The 22,400-nt window shown below is 71.2% G+C and carries 19 protein-coding genes; 10 read left to right on the plus strand and 9 right to left on the minus strand.

Going from position 1 to position 22,400, the window contains the following annotated elements; all coding sequences use genetic code 11:
- The first annotated feature begins 42 nt into the window (after positions 1-42).
- Positions 43-1,446, plus strand: coding sequence for a pyridoxal phosphate-dependent aminotransferase (locus IE332_RS24415; RefSeq protein WP_189920170.1), 1,404 nt, complete (start codon positions 43-45; stop codon positions 1,444-1,446).
- Between the two features lie 57 nt (positions 1,447-1,503).
- Here IE332_RS24415 and IE332_RS24420 read toward each other — a convergent pair whose 3' ends face one another.
- On the minus strand, positions 1,504-2,940 hold the full coding sequence (locus IE332_RS24420; RefSeq protein WP_189920172.1) for an aminopeptidase P family protein: 1,437 nt from the start codon (positions 2,938-2,940) through the stop codon (positions 1,504-1,506).
- 157 nt (positions 2,941-3,097) lie between these two features.
- Here IE332_RS24420 and IE332_RS24425 point away from each other — a divergent pair, with 157 nt between their 5' ends.
- The 5 genes from IE332_RS24425 to IE332_RS24445 all read left to right on the plus strand — a co-directional run bounded on the left by IE332_RS24425 (position 3,098) and on the right by IE332_RS24445 (position 10,540).
- Positions 3,098-4,351: an RNA-guided endonuclease InsQ/TnpB family protein gene (locus tag IE332_RS24425; protein WP_189920174.1), complete on the plus strand. Its 1,254-nt coding sequence runs from the start codon at positions 3,098-3,100 to the stop codon at positions 4,349-4,351.
- Between the two features lie 129 nt (positions 4,352-4,480).
- Positions 4,481-5,221, plus strand: coding sequence for a helix-turn-helix domain-containing protein (locus tag IE332_RS24430; RefSeq protein ID WP_189920176.1), 741 nt, complete (start codon positions 4,481-4,483; stop codon positions 5,219-5,221).
- Positions 5,222-5,450: 229 nt separating this feature from the next.
- Positions 5,451-6,467 (plus strand): ArsR/SmtB family transcription factor, encoded by a 1,017-nt coding sequence (locus IE332_RS24435; RefSeq protein ID WP_189920178.1) that lies wholly within the window; start codon positions 5,451-5,453, stop codon positions 6,465-6,467.
- A 164-nt stretch (positions 6,468-6,631) separates the two neighbouring features.
- Positions 6,632-9,679, plus strand: coding sequence for an NACHT domain-containing protein (locus tag IE332_RS24440; protein ID WP_189920180.1), 3,048 nt, complete (start codon positions 6,632-6,634; stop codon positions 9,677-9,679).
- 462 nt (positions 9,680-10,141) lie between these two features.
- Positions 10,142-10,540 (plus strand): hypothetical protein, encoded by a 399-nt coding sequence (locus tag IE332_RS24445; RefSeq protein WP_229928876.1) that lies wholly within the window; start codon positions 10,142-10,144, stop codon positions 10,538-10,540.
- A 326-nt stretch (positions 10,541-10,866) separates the two neighbouring features.
- Here the strand turns inward: IE332_RS24445 and IE332_RS24450 are convergent, their stop codons facing one another.
- Entirely contained in the window at positions 10,867-13,758 is a 2,892-nt protein-coding gene (locus IE332_RS24450) for an AfsR/SARP family transcriptional regulator (protein WP_229928888.1), read from the minus strand.
- Between the two features lie 161 nt (positions 13,759-13,919).
- Positions 13,920-14,741, minus strand: a complete 822-nt coding sequence (locus IE332_RS24455; protein ID WP_189920184.1) for a helix-turn-helix domain-containing protein — start codon at positions 14,739-14,741, stop codon at positions 13,920-13,922.
- A gap of 239 nt (positions 14,742-14,980) precedes the next feature.
- On the opposite strand from IE332_RS24455, the gene IE332_RS24460 reads away from it, so the two are divergent.
- The 3 genes from IE332_RS24460 to IE332_RS24470 are packed head-to-tail and all read left to right on the plus strand — an operon-like array spanning position 14,981 to position 15,614.
- Positions 14,981-15,205, plus strand: a complete 225-nt coding sequence (locus IE332_RS24460; RefSeq protein ID WP_189920186.1) for a hypothetical protein — start codon at positions 14,981-14,983, stop codon at positions 15,203-15,205.
- A gap of 8 nt (positions 15,206-15,213) precedes the next feature.
- Complete coding sequence (locus IE332_RS24465; RefSeq protein WP_189920188.1) at positions 15,214-15,441, plus strand: hypothetical protein; 228 nt, start codon at positions 15,214-15,216, stop codon at positions 15,439-15,441.
- Positions 15,441-15,614 carry a hypothetical protein gene (locus IE332_RS24470; RefSeq protein WP_189920190.1) on the plus strand — a complete coding sequence of 58 codons (174 nt, stop codon included), beginning with the start codon at positions 15,441-15,443 and terminating at the stop codon, positions 15,612-15,614. The genes IE332_RS24465 and IE332_RS24470 overlap by 1 nt, the downstream gene beginning before the upstream one ends.
- A 40-nt stretch (positions 15,615-15,654) precedes the next feature.
- Here the strand turns inward: IE332_RS24470 and IE332_RS24475 are convergent, their stop codons facing one another.
- The 3 genes from IE332_RS24475 to IE332_RS24485 form a co-directional block, all read right to left on the minus strand.
- On the minus strand, positions 15,655-16,269 hold the full coding sequence (locus IE332_RS24475; protein WP_189920192.1) for a DUF1707 SHOCT-like domain-containing protein: 615 nt from the start codon (positions 16,267-16,269) through the stop codon (positions 15,655-15,657).
- A gap of 154 nt (positions 16,270-16,423) precedes the next feature.
- On the minus strand, positions 16,424-17,728 hold the full coding sequence (locus IE332_RS42430) for a serine/threonine-protein kinase (protein WP_373313821.1): 1,305 nt from the start codon (positions 17,726-17,728) through the stop codon (positions 16,424-16,426).
- A 126-nt stretch (positions 17,729-17,854) separates the two neighbouring features.
- Positions 17,855-18,406, minus strand: coding sequence for a helix-turn-helix domain-containing protein (locus IE332_RS24485; protein WP_189920194.1), 552 nt, complete (start codon positions 18,404-18,406; stop codon positions 17,855-17,857).
- A 71-nt stretch (positions 18,407-18,477) separates the two neighbouring features.
- Here IE332_RS24485 and IE332_RS24490 point away from each other — a divergent pair, with 71 nt between their 5' ends.
- Positions 18,478-19,344 (plus strand): alpha/beta fold hydrolase, encoded by an 867-nt coding sequence (locus tag IE332_RS24490; RefSeq protein ID WP_189920197.1) that lies wholly within the window; start codon positions 18,478-18,480, stop codon positions 19,342-19,344.
- Positions 19,345-19,769: 425 nt separating this feature from the next.
- Here the strand turns inward: IE332_RS24490 and IE332_RS24495 are convergent, their stop codons facing one another.
- The 3 genes from IE332_RS24495 to IE332_RS24505 form a co-directional block, all read right to left on the minus strand.
- Positions 19,770-20,216, minus strand: coding sequence for a hypothetical protein (locus IE332_RS24495; RefSeq protein WP_189920199.1), 447 nt, complete (start codon positions 20,214-20,216; stop codon positions 19,770-19,772).
- A 78-nt stretch (positions 20,217-20,294) separates the two neighbouring features.
- The gene (gene bioD / locus IE332_RS24500) at positions 20,295-21,053 is read right to left on the minus strand and encodes a dethiobiotin synthase (RefSeq protein ID WP_229928877.1); all 759 of its coding nucleotides are present in this window, start codon (positions 21,051-21,053) and stop codon (positions 20,295-20,297) included.
- Between the two features lie 29 nt (positions 21,054-21,082).
- Complete coding sequence (locus IE332_RS24505; RefSeq protein WP_189920203.1) at positions 21,083-22,387, minus strand: adenosylmethionine--8-amino-7-oxononanoate transaminase; 1,305 nt, start codon at positions 22,385-22,387, stop codon at positions 21,083-21,085.
- Between the last annotated feature and the right edge of the window lie 13 nt (positions 22,388-22,400).

Consider the following 22,400-nt stretch of genomic DNA (forward strand, 5'->3'; position numbering starts at 1 on the left):
TCACGCGCTCCGACCCGCCCACCCGACAGGGGACCACCCACCATGACCATGACCGAGAACGGCCTGAGGCTCGCCTCGCCCGAGGCCGCCGCCGACGTGTTCGCCGGCCTGAGCGACCTCGAACAGGCCCTCGCGTTCTACCACCAGCACCTGGCGTCGGACACCGCCGTCAACCTCTCCGTCGCGGAGAACGTCCTGCTCTACCACGACTCGATGAACGCGGACGTCTTCAAGAAGATCCAGCTGATCCCCGAACGGAACATCCAGTACATGGCCGCCGCCGGCATCCCGCAGCTGCGCCGGCAGGTGGCGGAGCTCCTCAGCCGGGCATACAAGCGGACCGTCTTGGAGGACGACGTCTTCGGCTGCGCCGGGGTCTCCTCCGCGCTGGAGTGCATCGCCTTCGGGCTGATGCGCAAGGGCGCGGGCACGCCGGCGCTCAAGCCGGGGGACGAGGTGCTGATCCCGGCGCCGTACTGGCAGGGCTTCAACTGGTCCTTCGAGGAACGGCCCAAGCTCAAGTGCGTCCCGGTGAACCTGCCCACCACCGGCGCCGGGCGGTACCGCCTCACCCTGGACCTGGTGATCAAGGCCTACGAGGCGCGGCAGAAGGCCGGCCACCGCCCGCGGCTGCTCGTCCTCACGAACCCGCACAACCCGCTGGGCGTCAACTACGACAGGGACCTGCTCGAAGGCATCTACGCCTGGGCGATGGCCTACACCGACATGCACGTCATCTCGGACGAGATCTACTGCCACTCCCAGCTCAAGGGCTCCAAGACGCCGTTCACCGGCGCGGTGACCCTGGGCGCGTACCAGGGGTTCGCCAACCGGATCCACGTGGTGTGGGGCTTCGCCAAGGACTTCGGGCTGTCCGGCTTCCGCACCGGCTTCGTCGTCTCGAAGAACCCAGCCGTGCACCGCGCCATGCTCGGCAACACGGACCCGGCCGAACGGACCCACCCGCTGCCCTGGTTCACCCCGTTCGACTCGCTGAAGACCTTCGTCATCGGGGAGCTGCTCAGCGCCACCAAGGACGGGCGGCTCTACACGACGTACGCCATGGAGAAGTACCCCGAACTGCTCGGCAAGAGCTTCACGGAGGTCAAGGCCGCGCTGGACAAGGCCGGGATCCGGTACGTCCACCGGGACGGGGACAACGCCGCCCAGTTCTTCTGGCTCGACCTCACCGAGTACCTCGGCAAGCGCGTGGAGCCCGACGGCGACATCGAACTGCCGGTCGTCGGGCCGAAGGGGCTCGACCCGGACGAGGAGTGGCTGTTCCGCTACCTCGCGGCCGCGCCCACCGAGGTGAGCCTGCTGCCCGGCGGCACCATGCACAACCCGGTACCGGGGTTCTACCGGCTCTGCTTCACCGCCCGCCGGCGCGAGGAGGTTGTGGCCGCGGTGAGCCGGGTGGGGAAGGCACTGGCCAAGCTGAGGTAGCCCCGCCGGTGCGGCACCCGGGGCGGCCCGCTCGGGCGCCCCGGGTGCCGTCGGCCGTCAGGCGCGCAGGGCGGCCAGCCAGGACTCGACCTCGTCGGCGTGGCGGGGGAGGGCCGCGGAGAGGTTCTCGTTGCCGTCCTCGGTGACCAGGATGTCGTCCTCGATCCGCACCCCGATGCCGCGGTACTCCGCCGGCACCGTCAGGTCGTTCTCCTGGAAGTAGATCCCCGGCTCGACGGTGAGCACCATGCCCGGCTTCAGCGGGCCGTCCACGTGGAGCTCGGTGAGCGAGTGGGCGCAGTCGTGCACGTCGATGCCCAGCATGTGGCCGGTGCCCGCCAGGGTGAAGCGGCGGTGCAGGCCCAGCTCGTACACCTTGTCGGCGGTCAGGTCCCCGAACAGGCCCCAGGAGGTGAGGTGTTCGGCGAGCTCGCGCTGGGCCGCGTGGTGGAAGTCGCGGAAGTCCGCGCCCGGCCGGACCGCCGCGATGCCCGCCTCCTGCGCGGCCAGCACGGCGTCGTACACCCTGCGCTGCACCTCGGTGAACCGGCCGCTGACCGGCAGGGTGCGGGTGACGTCCGCGGTGTAGAGCTCGTTGGTCTCCACGCCCGCGTCCAGCAGCAGCAGGTCGCCCGGCCGGGCCTGGCCGGTGTTGCGCACCCAGTGCAGGGTGGTGGCGTGCGGGCCGGCCGCGGCGATGGTGCTGTAGCCGACGTCGTTGCCCTCGATCCGGGCGCGGACGAAGAAGGTGCCCTCGATCAGCCGCTCCGGCGTCGCGGAGTCGGTGCCGAGGACGCGCACCACGTCCTCGAAGCCGCGGGCGGTGGCCTCGCACGCGAAGCGCAGCTCGGCGATCTCGAACTCGTCCTTCACCAGGCGCAGTCCGGACAGGAAGACCTCGAACTCCTCGTCCCGTCCGGCGTCCGCCCGGCCGTCGAGGGCCCGCTCCACGCCCGCGTCGTGGTGGCGCAGCACCCGCACCGGGCCGGTGGACGCCCGCAGGTCGTCGCGGACGGAGCGCACGTCCCGGCAGGGCAGGCCGAGCAGCCGCTCGCTCTCGGTCAGGCTGTTGCGGCGGCCGTCCCACAGCTCGCCGTGGTTGTCCAGCCAGAACTCGCCGTTGTCGATCTCCGAGCGGTTGCGCAGGTAGAGGACGGCGGTGTGCCCGCTGTCGCCGGTCGGCTCCAGCACCAGTACGGAGTCCTGGGACTGGTCACCGGTCAGGTAGACGTAGTCGGAGGACGGCCGGAACGGGTAGTCGGTGTCGTTGGCCCGCACCTTGGGGTTGCCGGACGGGACCACCAGCAGCTCGCCGGGGAAGGCCGCGGAGAGCTCGGCGCGGCGGCGGGCGGTGTGCGCGGCCTGCCGGATCGGCTCCAGGGCGGTGCGCTCGGTGTCGGCCCAGCCCCGCTTCATGCTCTCGGCGAGCTCGTCCGTGACGCCACGGGTGAGGCCGTTCTTCCGGTACTTGATGGTGTCGGCGGGCTCGGTCATCTGTGTTCTCCCAGGGTGTCCCGGCGTTCAGGCCGGAGAGGCGGGGCCCCTCCCGGAGGGCGGGGGAGGGCCCCTGAAGCGGAGCCGCGAAGCGGCGGAGCGGTCTTCGGACGTTCGGACGGAGGCCGTTGTCAGTGGCCCTCGGTAGGTTGATCCTGTGTATCTTCGGTACTCCTACCGCATCTATCCGACGTCAGGTCAGTGTGCGTCGCTGGCCAGGACGTTCGGGTGTGCGCGGGTGGTGTACAACGATGCCTTGGCGGCGCGGAAGGAGGCCCGGAAGGCTGGGCGGCCGTACCCGAAGAGCACCGATCTTCAGAAGCTGGTGATCACCGGGGCGAAGAAGACGGCGGAGCGGGCGTGGCTGGCCTCGGTTGGCGTGGACCCGCTGATCCAGTCCCTGCGGGATCTTGATACCGCGTACCGGAACTTCTTCGACTCTGTGTCCGGCAAGCGGGCCGGTCGTCCTGTCGGATTGCCCCGCTTCAAGTCGAAGCGGGACAATCATCAGAGCCTCCGCTTCACCCGCAACGGATTCCGCGTCCGGGGCAATGGGAAGCTGAATCTGGCGAAGATCGGCGATGTGCGCGTGAAGTGGTCCCGCGCTCTCCCGGCCGACCCGTCGTCGGTGACCATCGTGCTGGACCCGTCCGGCCGGTACCACGCGAGTTTCGTGGTGGACGTCGAACCGAGCCACTTGCCCGAGGTCGATGCCGAGGTCGGCATCGACCTCGGGCTGACCACATACGCCGTCCTCTCGGACGGCACGGTGATCGACAACCCGCGCTTCCTCCGCAAGGCGGAGAAGAAGCTCAAGGCCGCGCAGCGGGAGCTGTCCCGCAAGGCCAAGGGCTCGAAGAACCGGGCCAAGGCCCGCATCAAGGTCGCCAAGGCGCACGCCAAGGTGGCCGACACCCGCATGGACTGGCTGCACAAGCAGACCACCAAGTTGATCGGCGAAACCCAAGCCGTCTACCTGGAGGACCTGAACGTGCGCGGCCTCGCCCGAGGCCGACTCGCCAAGTCCGTCCACGACGCCGGATGGGCCACCTTCCGGCGCCTGCTCGAAGAGAAGGCCGCCCGCTACGGGCGCACCGTCGGTGTCGTGCATCGGGCGTTCCCGTCCTCCCAGCTCTGCTCGGCGTGTGGACACCGCGACGGGCCCAAGCCGCCCGCCGTCCGCGAGTGGGCCTGCGGCGCGTGTGGCGTGCTGCATGACCGTGACCTCAATGCTGCTCGAAACATCCTGGCCGCCGGGCAGGCGGACAGGCTAAACGCCCCTGGAGGGCCGGTCAGTCCCGGTGTGGCGATCCCACGCCGGGCACGGCCCGTCGAACGGGGAACCCGCCTCGGCGACCCGCCACGCACGGATGTCCGTGCCACGGGCGCGGGAGGAGTTCCCGTCCTTTAGGGCGGGGAGGATGTCAATACGGTCTCCTGGTGAGGGTCGTGGACGCGACGCGCTTCGCTACGCTGCTCCGTCCGTCGGCATGCGTCCCGTACGGTATATCGAACATTGCCGGGAGAGAAGAGGTCGAGGGTGAACGACGCCGAGGAGCCCGGTCCGCACCGGGCGGGTGAGCAGGGCACGGAGACCGTCCGGGGTGTCCTCGCCGCCAACCTGAAGCGGGTGCGGGCGCAGCGCGGGCTCTCGCTCTCCGAGCTGTCCCGGCGGGCCGGGATCGGCAAGGCGACGCTCTCCCAACTGGAGTCCGGGGCCGGCAACCCGACCCTGGAGACCGTGCTCGGACTCTCCCGGGTGCTCGGCGTGCCGATCTCCGACCTGGTGGAGGCACGGCCCGCCGACGAGGTGACGGTGGTGCGGGCGGCCGACGCCGAGGTGCTGAGCGGCCGGGGCGTGGACCTGCGCCCGCTGCGCCGGATCGAGTCCGGGGACGTGGTGTTCGAGATCTACGACCAGCAGGTGCGCACCGACGGCACCCAGATCTCCGCCGGCCACATCGGCACCGAGCACACCGTCGTCCAGGCCGGGCGGCTGCGGGTCCGGGCCGGGCGCCGGGAGGTCGAGCTCGGCCCGGGCGACTACGTCGGCTTCGACGCCTCGCTGCCGCACTCGTACACGGCGGTGGGCGGCGAGCCGGTGCGCTCGGTGCTCCTCCTGCAGTACCGGGCGGAGCAGCGGCTGCACCTCGCGGGCGAGGGGGCGGGGGAGGGGGCGGACGGGGCCGTCGGGCGGGCCGCCCTGGAACCCGCCGCGCAGCCTGCCCTGGGGCCGTCGCAGGGCCCGTTGCAGGGGCCGTCGCTGGGGACTGCGCACTGAGCCGGTGCGGTTCGCCAGGGGCGCCGGATGTTCGGTTTACCGAACAAGCGGCCGGGGATTTTGCTCCGGCCCCCACTCCCCTCGTGGTGGGGGCCGGAGCGGGCTTCCCCCGTGCCGACGGAGAGAGCATGCCAAGCGCGGCGGCCGGACGGCCATGCATTAGCCTCTGGGCCTAATAGTTGAGAACGCGCCAGGTCAGGGCGGCTGCGGGGGAGCGGGAGGACGATTCGTGATCGCATTGAAGTTCGGGGTCGCGGATCTCGCGAAGACCCGGTTCGTCATATCGCCGCTCGACCACCTGATGGCCGGCTCGGCCAGGCAGGGCGTGCACCAGGGCACCGGGTCGCGCAGCGAGCGCTGGTGGCGGGACGTCCGCCGCCATGTGCCCGACCGGGCCCGGCGCTTCCTCGACGTGGTCAACGCGAGCCCGATCGGCGTCCCCGACTTCATGGTGGCCGACCTCGACGCCGTCCGCCGGCAGCTGGACGACGAGCTCGACGCGCTCCTCGCCGTCCCGCAGCAGGTCGTCGAGGAGGGCGTCGCGCCGTTCGGCAGCGGGACCGGACTCCCGACCGCCCTCGCCCGGTTGTGCGACGACGGCACCCGGGGCCTGCGCGAGGTCAGCGACGGCGCCTGGGCACTCTTCCGCACCTGCCTCGCCCCGGACTGGCCCGAGATCCGCCGCGCCCTGGAAGCCGACATCGCCGTCCGGGCCCGCACCGCCGCCCGCTCCGGGATCGGCGCGATGCTCGACTCGCTCCACCCGAACGCGGTCTGGCGGGACGAGGGCGTCCTGGAGTGCACCCTCGGCGAACTGGAGGGCTCCTTCGACCTGGGCGGCCGGGGCCTGGAGCTGCGGCCCAACTTCTTCGTCCAGCAGAGCATCGGCCTCCTGGCCGGACCGGACCGCCAGAGCCTGCTGCTGCACCCCCTCGGCGCCCCGGCCGCCGAACCCCCGACCCGGCCGTCGACCGCCGACGGCCTCGCCGCCGTCCTCGGCCCCGCCCGGGCCCGCGTGCTGCGCGTGATCGCCGGCGGCGGCTGCTCCACCGCCGAACTCGCCCAGCGCCTCGGCGTCACCCCGCCCTCCGCCTCCGCCCACGCCGCCGCCCTGCGCGCGGCCGGGCTGATCGGCACCCGGCGCGAGGGCAGGCAGGTCCGCCACACCCTCACCGACGTCGGCCAGGACCTCCTCCTCGACAACCCGCAACCCCCGGCCCCGGCCCCGACCTCGGCCCCGGCCTGAGCGGAGGCCGGTCCGAGCGGAGGCCGGTCCGAGCCTGCCCGTTTTGCCGCTACGATGCCAGCCTGCATTGCGCACCCAGGCAATTGACACATGGTCAGTGAATCGGGAAGGGCCTTCGAATGGTCGGGCAGACACCGGACTCGGCTGTGGCCGTGCTCCGCAGGATGGAAGACGCCTACGCCCCTGCGGTAGCGGGGGAGGCCCGGAATGCCAGGGAAAGCGTCGCGGCTCTGGAGTTCCTGCTTCGGTTCACCTCGCTCCTCACCGTCTGCACTCTGAGGTCCGCAGGCGTGGATGAATCGGGGCCCGGCCGATCCCCGGGTTACCGCTTCTGGGAGGAGACCTTGGAGGCCTTGGGGCGTGACACCAGGGCGGTCGCGGTGAACGGTCCGACCGTGGCCCGCGTGCGGGCGGCGGTTGCGAGCCTGGTCAGTCTCCACAGCGAGGGCCCGGGAAGGGCCGTACCGTTCGAGAAGTTCAAACTGCTCCGAGACCACCTCAGTCACGCCGGTCCGGTCGGCTCGGACTGGGACAAACTGGTCGACGGACCGGTCCGGAAGCTCTGGGACATCGTGGCAGAGTGCCTGGCGGATGCTCGGATCGAGATCGAACCGGGAAGCCCCGAGGGCCGTCCGGTGCTGGTACACGGGAACGATCGGGTGAACCTGTTCCCGTTCTTCTACACTGCGAAGGACGGCACCTGGCAGGTCTTCTCCGGATACAGCAACAAGAAGCCTTCCTTCATGTCGTTCGGTACGTCACACAAGACGCTCACTGACGCGGTCTCCGCGGACACGGCCAGGCGGCTGGAGTCCCTCCTGAGGAAGCCGGGAACGCATGATGCAGCCCGGAACGCATTCAGCCGTCACGTCCTCAAGGATCTGACGTCCTTCAAGGAGAAGCATTCCCCTCTGGAGGTTGAGGACGCTCCGCCGAGTCTGGGTGGCTCTGGGTTCGTCGTGACATGGTCGCAGGCGGTGAGCAAGGGGACAGATGTTCGCAGTGACCACTTCAGGATCGGACCGGACAACCGCTGGGAGTGGTCCTCCGGGAACGACACGTGGGTGTCGTACAGCACCTTCCTCCGGACTATCGCGAACCTGCCTGTGGCGGCCCGCCGGCTGCAGTGGGTGATGGACGAGCTGGAGGAGCGCCTGCGGACGGAGGAGAAGGAGCAACTGGGCTGGGAGTCGGAGGTGGTTCTCCGTCCCGCCACCGTCGTCGTGAAGGATGCGATCGTACAGAAGAGCGGGCAGCAACCGCCTGAGGCGGAGGACTTCAACGCGCTCATCGCCGCTGTAGACGAGCAGAGCGGAGCCAAGCGGGAGCAGACGCTGCTCTACTTCATCAACGGTGAGGCCGGCATCGGCAAGACCCGGGCCATGCTCACCGCAGCGCGCGCTCGGGCCGCGGAGCTCGGTGCGTCGTCGGATGCCGGTGACATCGACAGGCCTCTTCTCCTGTACATCCAGTCGAGCGGTCGAGTTCTGAAGGGCCTGACCGAGGCGGTCAACAACGCCACCTCGGAGACTCGGAACCTTACCTCCGAGGTGGTGAAGACGCTCTGCCGGAACGGGGTGATCGCCCTCCTCGTTGATGGCTTCGACGAACTCCTGGGAGGTGCCGGCTTTGACGATGCGGTCGGCGACCTGCGGCCCTGGCTGAAGGACCTCGAGGGGCGGGGAGTCCTGGTTGTCTCGGCTCGCTCGTCCTACTACGAGAACCAGTTCCGCGAGAGTCTCCGGAAGGCCGATCAGGACCACGCGACGGTCCACCACCAGATCGCCGAGATGCAGAAGTGGCGGCGGGGGGAGATTCGATCGTTCCTCACCGAGAACGGAGTTCCCGCGTCCAGGCTGAGCGGAATCAGTTCGGAGGACTGGGAGCTACTCGGTCTCCCCTTCTTCGCCCGCTCGTTCGTCGAGCTTGTGCGCCAGGGCGGTGACCTGCCTGGAAGCTCGTCGGACCTCATGGGACATTTGGTGGAGAGCTATCTGGTTCGTGAGGAGAACAAGCTCAGGGACCCGTCGAACAGCAACGCACCCATGCTCTCCCGCAAGCAGATCGGCCAGGTCTTCGAGAACGTGGTCGACTTCATGGTCGGCAACAAGGAACGCGAGGTGGACCTGGACAGCCTCGAATGGTCCGCTGGCATCGTGCTGGGTGTGGATGATCCCGAAGAGCTGCAGAATGACTACGCGCACCTCAGGAAGCGGCTGTCGGTCCTGTGCGGCATGACAGCCGAGAACCTGGCCGGTGACGAGGCCGGTCGGCGATTCCGCTTCCAGCATGAGTTGTTCTTCGACTACTTCCTTGCGGGGCTGGTGATCGGGCACGTGCAGCGAGGCGAGACCGGGTCGTTCAACCGTCTCCTCCAGGCTGTGGAGTGGCGGTCGGCCATGACGAGGCGGGTGGCGTCCGAGATCGGGTCAGACGAGCTGTACCAGGCTCTGCGTGAGTGCGACCCCTCCCTCGCTGACCGAGGATCCGAGGTAGGTCGTGAGATGGCGGCGCGCAATCGTGGGTCGCTCTGGTTGGCGAGCATGCGTGCGACCGGGCGGGTAGCCGAGGTTGACATCAAGGATGCGACGTTTGCGGACCCAGTCGACCTGAGCCAGGCGACGGCCGTGCGAACAAGGTTTGCGGGGTGCTTCCTGCGCGCCCTGACGCTGCCCTCCGGGAGGAATTGGAACGTCTCTCTTGCGGATACCTCGATTCGTGTCCTGACCGTGCCCCAGGCGTGTACAGATCTGTCCGGCTTGCAGGGTGTTCGGCACCACGACATCAGGGAGCTCCATCTGGTCGGCCGGGCGAGCTACTACCGTCGCCCCGAAATTCTGGATGCGCTGCGGCGGTTCCACGCAGGAGTCACGGATGCCGGGGTCCAGGAATCGGTAACGCCGGTCGCGGTAGACGCCTCGGTCTACTTCCTCCGGTACATCGACTACAGCATGATCGGTCCGATGACTCTCCAGGCCGGGAACTACCACCCGGACGACCAGCGCCTCAAGTGGGTCCTGGAATACGAAGGCGAATGGAAGCCGTTCGTGGATGCCCTGCTCCAAGCGAGTCTGGCGACGGTCGAGAACCTCTCCGCCAGTGGAAACCGGAAGGTGCGGCTCAAGCTGAAGATCGGTGCCGCCAGGATCCTGGACAGGGATTCCGGGGACCCCAGGGTGCAGGAGTTCTGGGAGGGGCGCGAGACGGCGTAGCCGCCGCGTGGCAGGTTGCTGCGGGCTTCGAGGGGCCTCGAAGCCCGCGCTGAGGACCTGGGCGTCAACTGGCTGTTCCGGTGATCCGCCCCGGCGGTGCGAACGGTGTGGAAACGGGCCGTGAACTGTTCCCCCGTCGGGGTCCTCTCCGTGCCGCGCCGTCGACCGCGCGGTCCCGCCCGGGCGCGGTGGTGAACGGCGCCCGGCGGCCGGCCGTCCACGACGGGCCCGGGGCCGAAACGCCCAGGACACGGGCCACGAGCACCGCCTTTCACAGCGCATACCCCCGGGCGTCACCGGGGGTTGGCCCGCCGGTCGGTCATCCCCCGGAGGCTCGGGGCCGGGCCCGGCGATGATCGGCGAACCGCTGCCGTCCGCCACCGGTCCGGGCATCATGGGCCAGGACGGGTCGTCGCGGAGCGGGCGGAAGCGGGAACGCGGAAGCGGAACAGGAGTCGACCGATGAGAAGGCCGATGGTGGCGTTCGGCTGCGCGAAGTGTTACGGCGAGGACGCGCACGCGGTGTGGCGCGGCCAGCGGGAGGGGTTCGAGCACGAGACCGATGTGGTGGACGGCTCCCACTTCTCCGTGGACGTCCGCCGCTGCCGGGACTGCTCGCAGCGGTTCGTCTGGATCTTCACCGAGCTCGTCGACTGGATGGGCGGCGACGACGCCCAGTACGTGACGGTCATGCCGCTCACCCCCGCCGAGGCCACCGGCCTGATCACCGGCACGCTGCGCCCCCTCGACCTGGGCGCGCTCGGCCGGGACCGCCGACGGCTGAACCACGACTGGCCGACCGGCGGCCCGGCCGTACTGCACTGGAACTCCGGGCCGTTCCGGGTCACCGGAAGCCGCTGAGCCGCGGCGCGGGCGCCGTCGGCCGGGGCGCCTGGTCGGGCGGCCGCGGCCCGCGTGTTGATCGGCTGTCTACCGACCCCTGCGAGGGTTCTGACGCTTGATCACACGTGAGTAGGGAGCGTCAGCAGTGTTTCGAACGGTTGTGGTCCGCGCGGCGGTTGCCGGTGCGGCGGTCCTGGCGTCGGTGGTGGGCGCCGTCGCATGGGGTGCCGGGGATCCCGGACGGGGGCACGGCTCGCCGGCCGAGCCGCCGGCGAAGGCCTGCGGCGGGTCGCCCGACGTGCGGTGCCTGGCGAGCAAGGTCGCGTGGAACGGGACCGGCCTGATCATCGGCGATTCTCGCCGGGGGTGACGACGGCCCGGTCGCCCGCGGCGAGCGCGGTCAGCAGCAGCCCCGCGTCGGCGGACTCCGGTGCGCTCAGCCTGCCGAGCAGCAGCTGGGCCTCCGCCTCGTGAGTCCGTGCGGTGCCGTGGTCACCCCGAGCGGTCATCGCGTTGGCCAACACCAGGTGGGCGAGAGCGCGTTCGCGCTGCCGCCCGCCTTCCGTCGCCAGGACCAGGGCGCGTTCCGCCTGGTGCACCGCCTCGTCGACCCGCCCGAGCAGGCGCAGGACGTCGGCCAGCCGGCTCCGGGCGGCCGACTCCCGGTCCAGGTCGCGGGCGGGGTGCGCGCGGTCGATGCAGAGCCGCAGCTGCGCGGCGGCGTCGTCGAGCCGGCCCAGTACCTGGTAGGCGAGACCGAGGACGTAGTGCACGTACGCGGTCATCGCCGGATCGGCGGCCCCTCCGGCCGGCTCGTCGAGGAGCAGCCGGCAGGTCTCCGCCGCGATGGCCGCACGGCCGCTGCGGATCCGGGACAGCGCGGCGTTCGCCGCACTCGCCACCTCGCCCGAACGGTGACCGAGTCGCCGGGCGAGCAGCGCGGCCTCGTCGAAGGCGGCGATCGCCTCTCCGTGCCGGCCCTCGGCCTGGGCGATCAGGCCCAGGTCGTTGAGCGCCTGCCGCAGCACGGCCCGGTCGCCCGCCTCCTGGCAGGCCCGGGCGGCCTCGCGGGCCTGCGCGCCGGCCTCGTCGAGCCGGGCCCCGGCCAGCAGGATGGTGCCCAGCAGGAACCGGGAACGGCCCTCCGCGGCGCGGTCGCCGCAGGCCACGGCGGCGCCGATCAGCAGGCGGGACGCCTCCTCCGCCCGGCCGCCGACGGCGCCCAGGCCGAGCGGACTGAGGGCGATCAACAGGTCCACGGTGGGCCGCAGTTCGCCCGGTCCGGCGGTCGCGATCGCGGCGGCGAGGGCCACCGCGCTCGGCGTCTCGGCCCGCGCCCACCGGCGGGCGTCCGCCAGGTCCGCGAAGCCCGGGTGGGCGGCGGGGCGCGGCGCCGGGTCGCCGAGGACGTCGGCGATCGGCGCGCCGAAGACGTCGGCCACCGGGTCGCCGAAGACGTCGGCGACTGGGTCGCCGGGCACGGCGAGGGCGAAGGCCGTACGGGCGCGGGAGAGCAGCAGCGTCAGCAGCCGATGGTGAGCGGCGGTTCGTTCGTCGGGGTCCAGCCGCCGGGACGTCCGGCGGGCGAAGGCCCGTACCAGGTCGTGGTAGCGGTAGCGCCCGGCGCCGATCGATTCGAGGAGCGCCTGGTCCACCAGCGACTCGGCGAGGCGTTCCGCCTGCTCCTCGGGCAGGCCCAGGACGGCGGCCGCCGAGGCGAGGCCGATGTCCGGCTCGATCCAGGAGAGCAGGCGGAACGCCGACGCCAGCGGCGGGGGGAGCAAGCGGTAACTGAGGTCGAAGACCTGCTCGATGGCGACATCGCGGGTGCGGAGCGCGGTGATGCCCTCCCGGTCGTCGGTGAGGCGCCGGACGAGCGCGGCGATCGGCTGGTCCGGAGTCGCGGCGAGCCGGGCGGCGGCGATCCGTACGGCCAGCGGCAGCCGGCCGCAGGCCTCCACCAGCAGCTCGGCGTCGGCCTGTTGGGAGCAACGGCGGGCCCTGCCGATGACCGCGTCCAGCAGGCTCAGCGCTTCGCCCTCGCTGAACACGTCCAGTGCGACGTGCAGGACCGACGGCACGCTGTAGAGCACCGTGCGGCTGGTGACGATCACCGCGCAGTCCGGGGAGCCGGGCAGCAGCGGCTGGATCTGGGCATCGTCCCGCGCGTTGTCCAGGAGGATCAGCAACCGCTTGCCGGCGGTGGCGGTCCGGAACAGGGCGGACCGGCCGGGCAGGTCCTTGGGGACGGCCGCGGGTCGGATGCCCAGGGCGGTCAGGAACTCCGCCAGGATGTCGGACGCGCTGGCGGGCACCAGGTCGGCGCCGCGCAGGTCCGCGTAGAGGCGGCCGTCCGGGAAGTGCGGGCGGAGGGTGTGGGCGGCCCGCACGGCGAGGGCCGTCTTGCCGACGCCGGCCATGCCGGTGACGGTCGCCAGGCGCAGGCCGGGGCCGGTCCGGGAGGTGAGGGCGTGGCCGAGGCGGGCGACGTGGTCCCGGCGGCCGGTGAAGTGGGGGAGTGGTGAGGGGAGTTGGTCTGGGTCCAGTTCGTCGCGCAGGGCGGCGAGTTCGGGGCCCGGCTCGATGCCGAGGCGCTCCACGAGCCGTTCGTGGAGGGTGTCGTAGACCGTACGGGCCTCCGGCGTGCGGCCCTGGCGGTGCAGCGCGCGGATGAGCAGGGCCTGGAGGCGCTCGCGGAAAGGGTGGTCGGCGGTGAGGCTTTCCAGCTCGGGCAGGTAGTCGGCCGGGTCGGCGAGGGCGACGTCGAGGGCCAGGCGCTCTTCGAGGAGGGTGAGGTGAAGCTCGGAGAGGCGTTCGCGCTCGCGCTGCATGAGCGGCCCGGGGAGGTCGGCCAGTGGCTCGCCGTGCCAGAGTGAGAGCGCCTGCCGGAGGCGGGCCCTGGCCTGCTCCGGCTGTTCGGGGGAGCACCGGCCAGCCAGCTCGTGAAGCTGCTTGGCCCGCCAGAGGTCGACCTGGTCCGGATCGACCGCCAACCGGTACCCGCCCGCCTGGGAGAGGAGGACGGTGGGGGTCTCGCGGGCCGGCTCCAGCAGCTTGCGCAGCTGGGAGACGTAGGAACGGAGGGTGATCAGGGGCGAGCCGGGCGGCTGGTCGCCCCACAGGTCGTCGATCAGCTCATCGACCGTGACGACCGCGTCGGGCCGCAGGAGGAGCGAGACCAGCACCGACCGCTGCCGAGGAGCCCCCAAGGCGATGGCGGAACCGGAGCGCTGCACCTGCAACGGGCCGAGTAACGCGAAGCTGAGCGGATTCGGATCACCGGCTAACGGCAAGAGAGTTCCCCCATGGATGCAGGCCGGCCTCGGGGTGCCGACTGGCCTCACATCTTCGCTGGCATGGCACCCGTTCACAAACGCGCTATCGGCTCTCGGCCAGTTCATAGCGACCGTTTGGCCTGGATCGCGCTGAGGGTGTCGGTGAGAGAGAGCGCGCTGTTCCGGAGATGCCTCCAATCCCTCTCCCAGCGCCTGACTTCATCGGGGTCCTTTGAGAAGAGCGCTCCGAGTTTGGACTCCGAGTAGAGCATGGTTGAGTGGTCGGGGAGCGTGAGCATGATTGCCGACCATGCAAAGGGGCACTCCTCGCCACGCGTGAACGGGAAGACTTGCAGTGTGACATTCGGCAGCTTGGCGAGATCGTCAAGGCGCTGAAGTTGGGCGTTTGTTACGGCGTCGCCGCCGATCCGGGTGTGGACACAGCTTTCGTCCAGGATGAAGTGGAAGTGCGGGGCATCCGTTCTCGTGAGAAGGCGTCGGCGAGAGACGACGAAGGCGGTTCGTTCCTCGGCCTGACTTTGACTGATTTCGCCGCGATCCGCAGCGGCATTGTGAAGTGCTGCGGCATATTCCTGGGTCTGGAGCAGTCCAGGAACGAATCTCTCCTGGAAATGTCTGATCTCGATGGCCTTCGACTCGTATGAGGCGTACTTGAAGAATCCCTTGAGCATGGAGGTCTCTTGGAGGTCCCACCACAACGACTCCAGAGTGTCGTTGGCGTCCAGTGCGGCATCGGCGCGAGTGGCAAGAGGGAAGGGCGGTGGGCGATCCCCGAGTTCAACATAGGAGACGAACGCGCCAGAGTAGTTGATCAACTTTCCTAGCTGGGTCTGCGTGAGGCCCCGGGCCTGCCGGAGGCTTCGGAGCTTCCTTCCGAAGGCGACCCGCCGAGACTCGGGCGGTTCCGTTGCTTCGCTACTCATGATCACCTCGGTTCAACTGATTGGGTGTTGAGTTGAAACGTCTTCCGATCGTAGAGCCGCGCACCGATCCTTGGAGCGCGATCGCCGATTCCTTGCGGTCGCTCAGTGTGTAATGCGCCCATGGGTGAGACATCGAGGACAATATGACAAAGGGATATTCTGGCGAAAGCCTGATCCTTCGGCGGAACTTCCCGCCCTGCCGGTGTGCGCGGTGCGGCGAATCCGTCCCGGAGGCCCGCATGACCTCCGCCGCCATCGCCCCGGCGGCGCCGCCCGTGCGACGGGTGGCGCCGCCGTCCGTGCCCTACCGCCCCGCCTCCAGCGGGGAGCGGGTCTTCGACGTCCGCTCCGGGCGCTGGGGTGCCTTCATGGGTTGGGCGCACGGCCTCGCCTTCCTCCGGCCCCTCAACGGCGGCATCGAGTGGGACACCGAAGCGCGTTGGATCTCGAACATCGAACAGTGAGATGCCCCATGAGCAGCATGATCGACAAGATCACGGCCGAGGACCGTCGCACCGCAGCCGACATCCTCGACGACCTCCAGGCCGTCCTGAACGCCGCGAACGTGAGACTCCCGTCCCTCGGGATCGACTGGCGCTCGGCCAAGGCCACCGGCGTCATCCTGATCGACCTCGGGGCCGCCCGGCCGGACGTCATCGAGCAGCTGGTCGTCGTCCTCCGCAGAGGTATGCGGCCGTAGTGGCAGCCGGTGTCATCGTCGCCGGCTCCCTCGCGCTCGCGGCCGTCGCCGTCCTCCTGATCCCGGAGGACGGCGACTCTCCTGCGACCGCCCTGGTGTTCGCCCTCACCTTCCTCGCCTCCTCGACGGGCGGATTCGCGCTCGCCGCCGGGTGGTTGAGGGTGCGTACATAACAGCGCGGGCTTCGAGGAGCCTCGAAGCCCGCGCCGAAAGTCACCGGCCGGTCGTTCTCCGTGGCTGCCGCACAACCACACGACCGAACCTCTTCGTGCCGGTCAGCTCGACGCGCAGAGCGATCGGCGTATCGCGGTCCGGGGTCTGGCGGTTCTTCACCTTGCTGAACTCCAGGCACAGGCCGTCGGTATCGACCACGATGCCGGGGCCGACGATCAGCGTCAGGGTCTTGCCGCGCATGTCCAGGTCGATCTGCACGGTGTCCTGTGTGATCACCGCCTGCGTGAAGTCGAGTGTCACCTCGCAGAATTCCACCGCGAGTTCCAGCCGTCGCGGCACCACCCAGCGGCCCGCCCGCTTGACCGGACTGAACCGCTGCTCGATCCGGAGGACGTCCTTGGCCGCCGCCAGGACCCCGCCAGGGAAGACCGACGCCGGTGGCAGGTCGGCGGTGAGTTCGGTCAGCTCGCCGATCGTCCGTGCGGACAGGGCGGCTTCCAGTCGCTGGCCCAATTCCTCTGTGGTCAGCCGGCCTTCGCCCGCCGCGATGCTCAGCTGGTCGGCCACCTGATCCCGGTCCGCATGGGAGGCCCGAATCCCTGGCTGCGAGCCGTGGCCGGAAGGAATCCCAGCGGTCGAACGGTCTCCGGGCATGCTTCCCGTCCTGGGTTCGAAGAAGGTCCTCGCGCGACGCGGGCAGCAGCGCGGACAGGGATACACGATAGGTCGCGACAGGTGTTCCCGCCAGGCCAAGCCAGGCCGGGTCCGGCCGGAAGGAGCGAGGTGGCTCGCCGGTCGCCGGCGGAGGCTACCGGGTCGTCGACCGCGGGAAGCGGACGAGGCCCCAGACCAGCATCACGGAGGCGACGATGTAGCTGTACGCACCGCCACCGAGCTCGCCGAACTCCCGCCAGCGCAGGATCTTGACCAGGTAGAAGACGAGCAGCCCGGTGTTGACGACCGCGGCGAGCCCGTGCACGTACCGGGGCCACCGGGGAACGCGACCCGTACGGCCACGGCGTGCGAGGGACAGTGCCGCCGCGCAGGTGGCGAGGCCGATGGCGGCGGCCGCGACGACCGGCCAGGAGCCGTGGGCCATGCTCGTGATGGCGACTGTCGAACCGGGCACCGGGGGCAGGACCATGGCGAGCGCCAGTGCCGTGATCGCGGCCCAGAACGGGAAGAGGGGACGCTGCCGCTCGGTCGGGACCGTGGGCGCGGACGGGGCCACTGGTACGGGGTCGGCCTGCGGTACGGGCGTCGGCATCCACGCCGTGATCGGTGGGACGACCTCCGTGGGCAGCCCGCTGTCGACCGGGACCAGCGCGAGTTCCTGGATGAGCGCCGCCACCGAGGGCCGTTGCGCCGGGTCCTTGGCCAGGCAGCGTCCGATCACCTCCAGGCCCCGCGGCAGCAGCGAGAGGTCCGGTTCCTCGTACGCGATGCGGAAGTTGAGCGCCTGCGCCGAGCCGGTGCCGAAGGGGCCGGTGCCGGTGGCCGCGTAGGCCAGGACGGCGCCGAGGGCGAAGACGTCGGTGGCCGGTGTGACGGGCCGGCCGAGGAGCTGTTCGGGGGCCATGAAGCCGGGTGTGCCGACGATCATCCCGGTGCGGGTGAGCGCGGTGGCCTCGGCGGCCACGGAGATGCCGAAGTCGACCACCCGGGGGCCGTCGGGGGCGAGCAGGACGTTCGAGGGCTTGAGGTCCCGGTGCACCAACTCGGCGGCGTGGATGGCCTCCAGGGCCTCGGCCAGGCCCGCGCCCAGTGCCCGCACCCGGTCCACCGGCCAGGGGCCGCCGGTCGCGATCGCCAGGTCCAGGGGCGGGCCGGGGACGTAGGCGGTGGCGAGCCACGGGGTCGCGCTCCCGGGGTCGGCGTCGACCACGGCGGCCGTGAAGAACCCGTTGACCCTGCGGGCGGAGGCCACCTCGCGGGCGAACCGGCGCCGGAACTCGGGGTCCTGGGCGAGTTCCGGCCGCACCACCTTGACCGCGACCGACCGTCCGCTGGGCGACTGCCCGAGGTAGACCCGGCCCATGCCGCCGGCGCCGAGGACCCCGGTGATCCGGTACCGCCCCACCTGCCGCGGATCCGTCGTCTGCAGCTCGTCCACCAGCTCTCCCCTCCCGCCACCCCGGGTGCCCCGGTCCAGCGCGATTACACACCACGGGAGTTCAGGTGTGCAGCCTTACCGCAACTATCGACGGGCCGGACGGGGACGGCACCGTCGTCCTCGGCCTCAGGGCCGGGCCTCGTCGGCGGACGGCGGGCCGACCGGGAACTGGACGGGGCTGAGCAGGTAGGGCATGCGGCCCGGCGCCGGCCGGTTGGCCAGCCGAGGGGCCAGCACCGCGCGCAACTCGGCTGTCATCTCTGCGAGTTCGTCCGGGGTGAGCCAGAGCGTGCCCTGCCGGTAGGAGACCGCGTCGGCCACCGGGTCGGCGCCGTCGCGGTCGAGGTAGGCGTTGAACTCGGCGATGAGCACGGCCATGGCGGCGGCGAAGCCCCGGCGGTGGTCGTCCGGCGTCATCGCGGCGGCGGCGTCGGTGTCGACGACCGGGCGGTCCTGGCGCAGCCGGTAGTGCCGCTCGACGGCTCCGCGCACCCGCTGCTCCCCGGCCACGTCCAGGAAGCCCGCCTCGGCGAGCAGGGCGACGTGCCGGTACATGGTCACCTTCGGCACGTCGGGCATCCGCTCGCACAGCTGGGCGGTGGTCAGCGACCGGCCGCCGGCGAGCGCGTGCACCACGCGCAGGCGCACCGGGTGGAGGAGTACGTCGGTGGTGTCCATGGGCTTCACAATTCCATACTCGATACTATTATCGAAAGTGGAAACGGTGGACGGTGAGCCTTGGAGGGGGCATGCGACAGGCAACGGGGCGGGTGGTGCCGGTGAACGGCCGGACCGTCCACGTGGAGGAGACCGGCAGCGGGACGGACTGGGTGGTCTTCGAGGCGGGCGGCGGAATGGGACGCACCTGCTGGGACCCGGTGACCGCGCTGCTGGCGGACCGGACGAGACTGGTCGCCTACGACCGCGCCGGCTTCGGCCGCAGCGGCCGGACGACGGCCCGGCTGAGCATCGACGACCTGGCCGCGGACCTGGTCGCGCTGGTCGAGGCGGTCGTCCCCGGCGGCTTCGTGCTCGTCGCGCACAGCATGGGCGGGCTGGTCGCCCGCCGGGCCGTGGAGGGGCTGGGGCCGCGGCTGCGGGGGCTGCTGCTGCTCGACCCGGCGGCGGAGAGCGCGCCCGTCTACGACACCTTCGACCGGACCGCGGCGAAGGTCGACCGGTCCCTGGGCGTCACCCAGGCGCTGTTCCGCTCCCGCCGGCTGGCCCGCCTGGCCAGTCGTGACCTCCGGCGGCTCTTCCCGGTGGACACCTACGAGGCCATGCTCGCCGAGGACTTCGTCCCGGCGGGCATCGCGCAGACCCGGAAGGAGATCAAGGCCGTCGCCGAGGCCATCCCGCGCTTCCGCGCCGAGCCACCCGCCCCGCCGGCGTGCCCGACCGTCCTCCTCTCGGCCGCCCGCCCCCAGAAGGGCCGGGGCCGGCACCACACCGCCCTGGCCGAGCACCGGCGGCGCTGGGCCGAGTCACTGCCCGACGGCCGGTTCGAGACCGTGGACTCCGGCCATCTCATCCAGGCCGAGCAGCCGGGGATCGTCGCCGACCGCGTCGAACACCTCCTCGGCCGGACGGGCGGGACAAGCCCTCGGAGAGCTTGAAGGGCGCCGCGCCGCGCGGGGCTTCGTCGCCGAGCTTCCCCGCTTCGTTGCCATGATGCCGGTATGCGGATACCGGATGCTCTCCTCGCCCTTCATCTGTCGGCCTGTCGGGAACGGTGTGAGCTGGCCGAGTTCGTGCGGCTCCATGCTCCTGTCCGGGATTCGAGCGACAACGTTCAGGAGGAGGCCGCGAGGCGTCAGAGGTCGCTCGAAGAGCTGGAGCGTGCCTTGGTGCAGGCCGTGCGAGGACACGCGCGGACGGACGAGCAGGTGCCGGAGGTGCGACGCGCGCTGAGGCGGAGGGCAGGGGGTGTCGTGGCGGTGCCGGATTCGACCGGGCCGACGGCTCCCGCCGTGAGCGAGGGCCCGAGGTGAAAGCGCGGGCCCCCGTGGGGGTTCGGGGCCCGCGCCGGATCGGCCGTCGCTCAGGTGCCGTTGAGGGCGTAGCTGCGGAAGGTGGCGAGCAGGGGCAGGACCTCGGTCTTGCTGGGGTCCTCGGTGACGGCCCGCATCGCGTCGATGACGGTGTGGGCGATGATCTTGGTGACGGTGTGGTCGTCCGGGGCGGCGAGGGTGCCCCAGGTCTTCAGGGTCTGGGTGAGCAGGGCGCTCATCCGGGCGCCGATGTTGGAGCTGACCGCGTCGGAGATCTCGGCGAGTTCCTCGTCGCTCATGGTGGAGCGCAGCCCGAAGGCGAGCGCCATCAGCGTGTCCATCGCGTGCTCGCCGTACGCGGCGACCAGCGCCGGCAGCGGCTGTTCCTCGACGCTGCCCGCCGCCAGGGCGGACAGCGCCTCCTCGTCGTCCTTCCACGCCGCCTCCAGGGCGGCCAAGGCCCGCAGGGCCTCGTCCACGGTCAGCCCGTCTGTCATGGGAGGAACCGTATTCAGCCGGTAGCCGCCGCACCCACGGTTCGGGCGCGGAGATCACCCCTTCGAGCGAAGCCGGGCCTATTCCGCCCGGTGGGTGTCCGCGAAGTGCTCCGAGAACCGCTCCGCGAAGTGCTCCGCGTTCCAGGTCCCGCCCAGCTCGGGGGCGAGCGAGGCGAGCGCCAGGGCGGCGAAGTCCTCGGCGGTGCCCGCGCGTTCCGGCAGGGCGCCGAGCAGCGGGGCGCCGGCGGAGCGTGGCAGGTCGGCGAGGTTGCAGCGCTCGGCGAGGCCGGGGTCGGCCGGCCAGGAGCCGACGAGGACGCCGGTGAGGGGCAGTTCGCGGGCGGCCAGGGCTTCCGCGGTGAGGGAGACGATGTTCAGGGTCCCGAGTCCGGCGGAGGCGACGAGCAGCACCTCGGCGGGCAGCCCGGCGTCGAGGACGGCCCGGGCCTGGTCGGCGAGGGTGCGGCCCTCGTCGTCGTAGCGGACCAGCAGGCCGCCCGCGCCCTCGACGAGCACCAGGTCGTGGGCGGCGGCGAGGCCGGCGACCTCGGTGACCACCTCGGCGGGGGAGAGGTACGGCAGTCCGGACCGCCGGGCGGCGGTGTCGGGGGCCAGCGGCTCGGGGTAGCGGGCCAGCTCGCGGTAGGTCAGTTCGCCTGCCAGGCGCCGGACTTCGTGGGCGTCGCCGGGCTCGTCCGGGGTGACGCCGGTCTGCCCGGGCTTGAGCACGGCGACCTTCAGGCCGCCGCGCAGCGCCACCGCGGCGAGGGCCGCGGTGGCGACGGTCTTGCCGACGTCCGTGTTGGTGCCCGTGACGAAGAGGATCCGCGCGTTCACGGTGCCAGTGCCAGTGTCTGTGTCCGCGCTCATGCCGCCACCGCCGCGGCGGTCACGGCGGCCGCGATGCGTGCCACGTCCTCGTCCTCCGTCACATAGGGCGGCATGGTGTAGATCAGGTCCCGGAAGGGGCGCAGCCAGACGCCCTCCCGCGCGGCGGCCTCGGTCGCCGCCCGTACGTCCACCGGGTGGTCCAACTGCACGACGCCGATGGCGCCCTGGACCCGTACGTCGTGGACGCCCGGGACGTCCGCCGCGGCCGCGAGGCCGGCCCGCAGGCCGTCCTCGATGCGTTTGACCTCCACCGCCCAGTCCTGCCCGAGCAGCAGGTCCAGTGAGGCGTTGGCGGCCGCGCAGGCCAGCGGGTTGCCCATGAAGGTGGGGCCGTGGGCGAGCACCGGCATCTCGCCGCGGCTGATGCCGTCGGCGATCTCGCCGGTGCACAGTGCGGCGGCCAGGGTCAGGTAGCCGCCGGTGAGGGCCTTGCCGAGGCACATCACGTCCGGGGAGACGCCCGCGTGGTCGGCGGCGAACAGGGCGCCGCTGCGCCCGAATCCGGTGGCGATCTCGTCGAAGACCAGCAACACCCCGTACCGGTCGCAGAGTTCGCGCAGCATCCGCAGGTAGGCCGGGGAGTGGAACTGCATGCCGCCCGCGCCCTGGACGACCGGCTCGACGATGACGGCGGCCAGTTCGTCGGCGTGACGGGCCATCAACTCCTCGAAGCGTGCGGCGTATTCGGGGTCGAGCGGGGCGTCGAACCCGGCCGGCGGCTGCGGCGCGAAGAGCTGCCCGGGCAGCACCCCGCCCCACAGGTGGTGCATCCCGCCGTCCGGGTCGCAGACCGACATCGGGTGGAAGGTGTCACCGTGGTAGCCGCCGCGCCAGGTCAGCAGCCGGCGCTTGCCCGGCCGGCCGATGGACTGCCAGTACTGCAGGCACATCTTCATCGCGACCTCGACGGCCACCGAGCCCGAGTCGGCGAGGAAGACGTGCCGCAGCGGTTCCGGGGTGATCTCCACCAGCCTGGCGGCCAGCCGGACGGCGGGCTCGTGGGTGAGCCCGCCGAACATCACGTGGCTCATCCGCCCCAGCTGCTCGCGGACGGCCTCGTCCAGCACCGGGTGCCGGTAGCCGTGGATCGCCGCCCACCAGGAGGACATCCCGTCGACCAGCTCGCGCCGCCCGCCCGCGACCGGTTCGGCCAGGCGCAGCCGCACGCCGGAGGCCGACTCCACCACGTACGGGGCGACGGTTCCGGGCATCGGTCCGTACGGGTGCCAGACGTGGGCGCGGTCGAGGGTGAGCAGCGTGTCCGCGGACAGCTGGGGCATGATGGGCGACTCT

The sequence above is a fragment of the Kitasatospora xanthocidica genome (assembly GCF_014656195.1).
GTDB classification, from domain to species: Bacteria; Actinomycetota; Actinomycetes; order Streptomycetales; family Streptomycetaceae; genus Kitasatospora; species Kitasatospora xanthocidica.

What these genes read in the sequence shown, in the direction of transcription:
- IE332_RS24485 (WP_189920194.1), bottom strand. Translation starts at nt 18,406, where the DNA reads ATGGACACCACCGACGTACTCCTCCACCCGGTGCGCCTGCGCGTGGTG.
- IE332_RS24465 (WP_189920188.1), top strand. Translation starts at nt 15,214, where the DNA reads ATGAGCAGCATGATCGACAAGATCACGGCCGAGGACCGTCGCACCGCA.
- IE332_RS24505 (WP_189920203.1), bottom strand. Translation starts at nt 22,387, where the DNA reads ATGCCCCAGCTGTCCGCGGACACGCTGCTCACCCTCGACCGCGCCCAC.
- IE332_RS24440 (WP_189920180.1), top strand. Translation starts at nt 6,632, where the DNA reads ATGGAAGACGCCTACGCCCCTGCGGTAGCGGGGGAGGCCCGGAATGCC.
- IE332_RS24455 (WP_189920184.1), bottom strand. Translation starts at nt 14,741, where the DNA reads ATGAGTAGCGAAGCAACGGAACCGCCCGAGTCTCGGCGGGTCGCCTTC.
- IE332_RS24420 (WP_189920172.1), bottom strand. Translation starts at nt 2,940, where the DNA reads ATGACCGAGCCCGCCGACACCATCAAGTACCGGAAGAACGGCCTCACC.
- IE332_RS24495 (WP_189920199.1), bottom strand. Translation starts at nt 20,216, where the DNA reads ATGACAGACGGGCTGACCGTGGACGAGGCCCTGCGGGCCTTGGCCGCC.
- IE332_RS24445 (WP_229928876.1), top strand. Translation starts at nt 10,142, where the DNA reads ATGAGAAGGCCGATGGTGGCGTTCGGCTGCGCGAAGTGTTACGGCGAG.
- IE332_RS24460 (WP_189920186.1), top strand. Translation starts at nt 14,981, where the DNA reads ATGACCTCCGCCGCCATCGCCCCGGCGGCGCCGCCCGTGCGACGGGTG.
- IE332_RS24475 (WP_189920192.1), bottom strand. Translation starts at nt 16,269, where the DNA reads ATGCCCGGAGACCGTTCGACCGCTGGGATTCCTTCCGGCCACGGCTCG.
- IE332_RS24490 (WP_189920197.1), top strand. Translation starts at nt 18,478, where the DNA reads ATGCGACAGGCAACGGGGCGGGTGGTGCCGGTGAACGGCCGGACCGTC.
- IE332_RS24415 (WP_189920170.1), top strand. Translation starts at nt 43, where the DNA reads ATGACCATGACCGAGAACGGCCTGAGGCTCGCCTCGCCCGAGGCCGCC.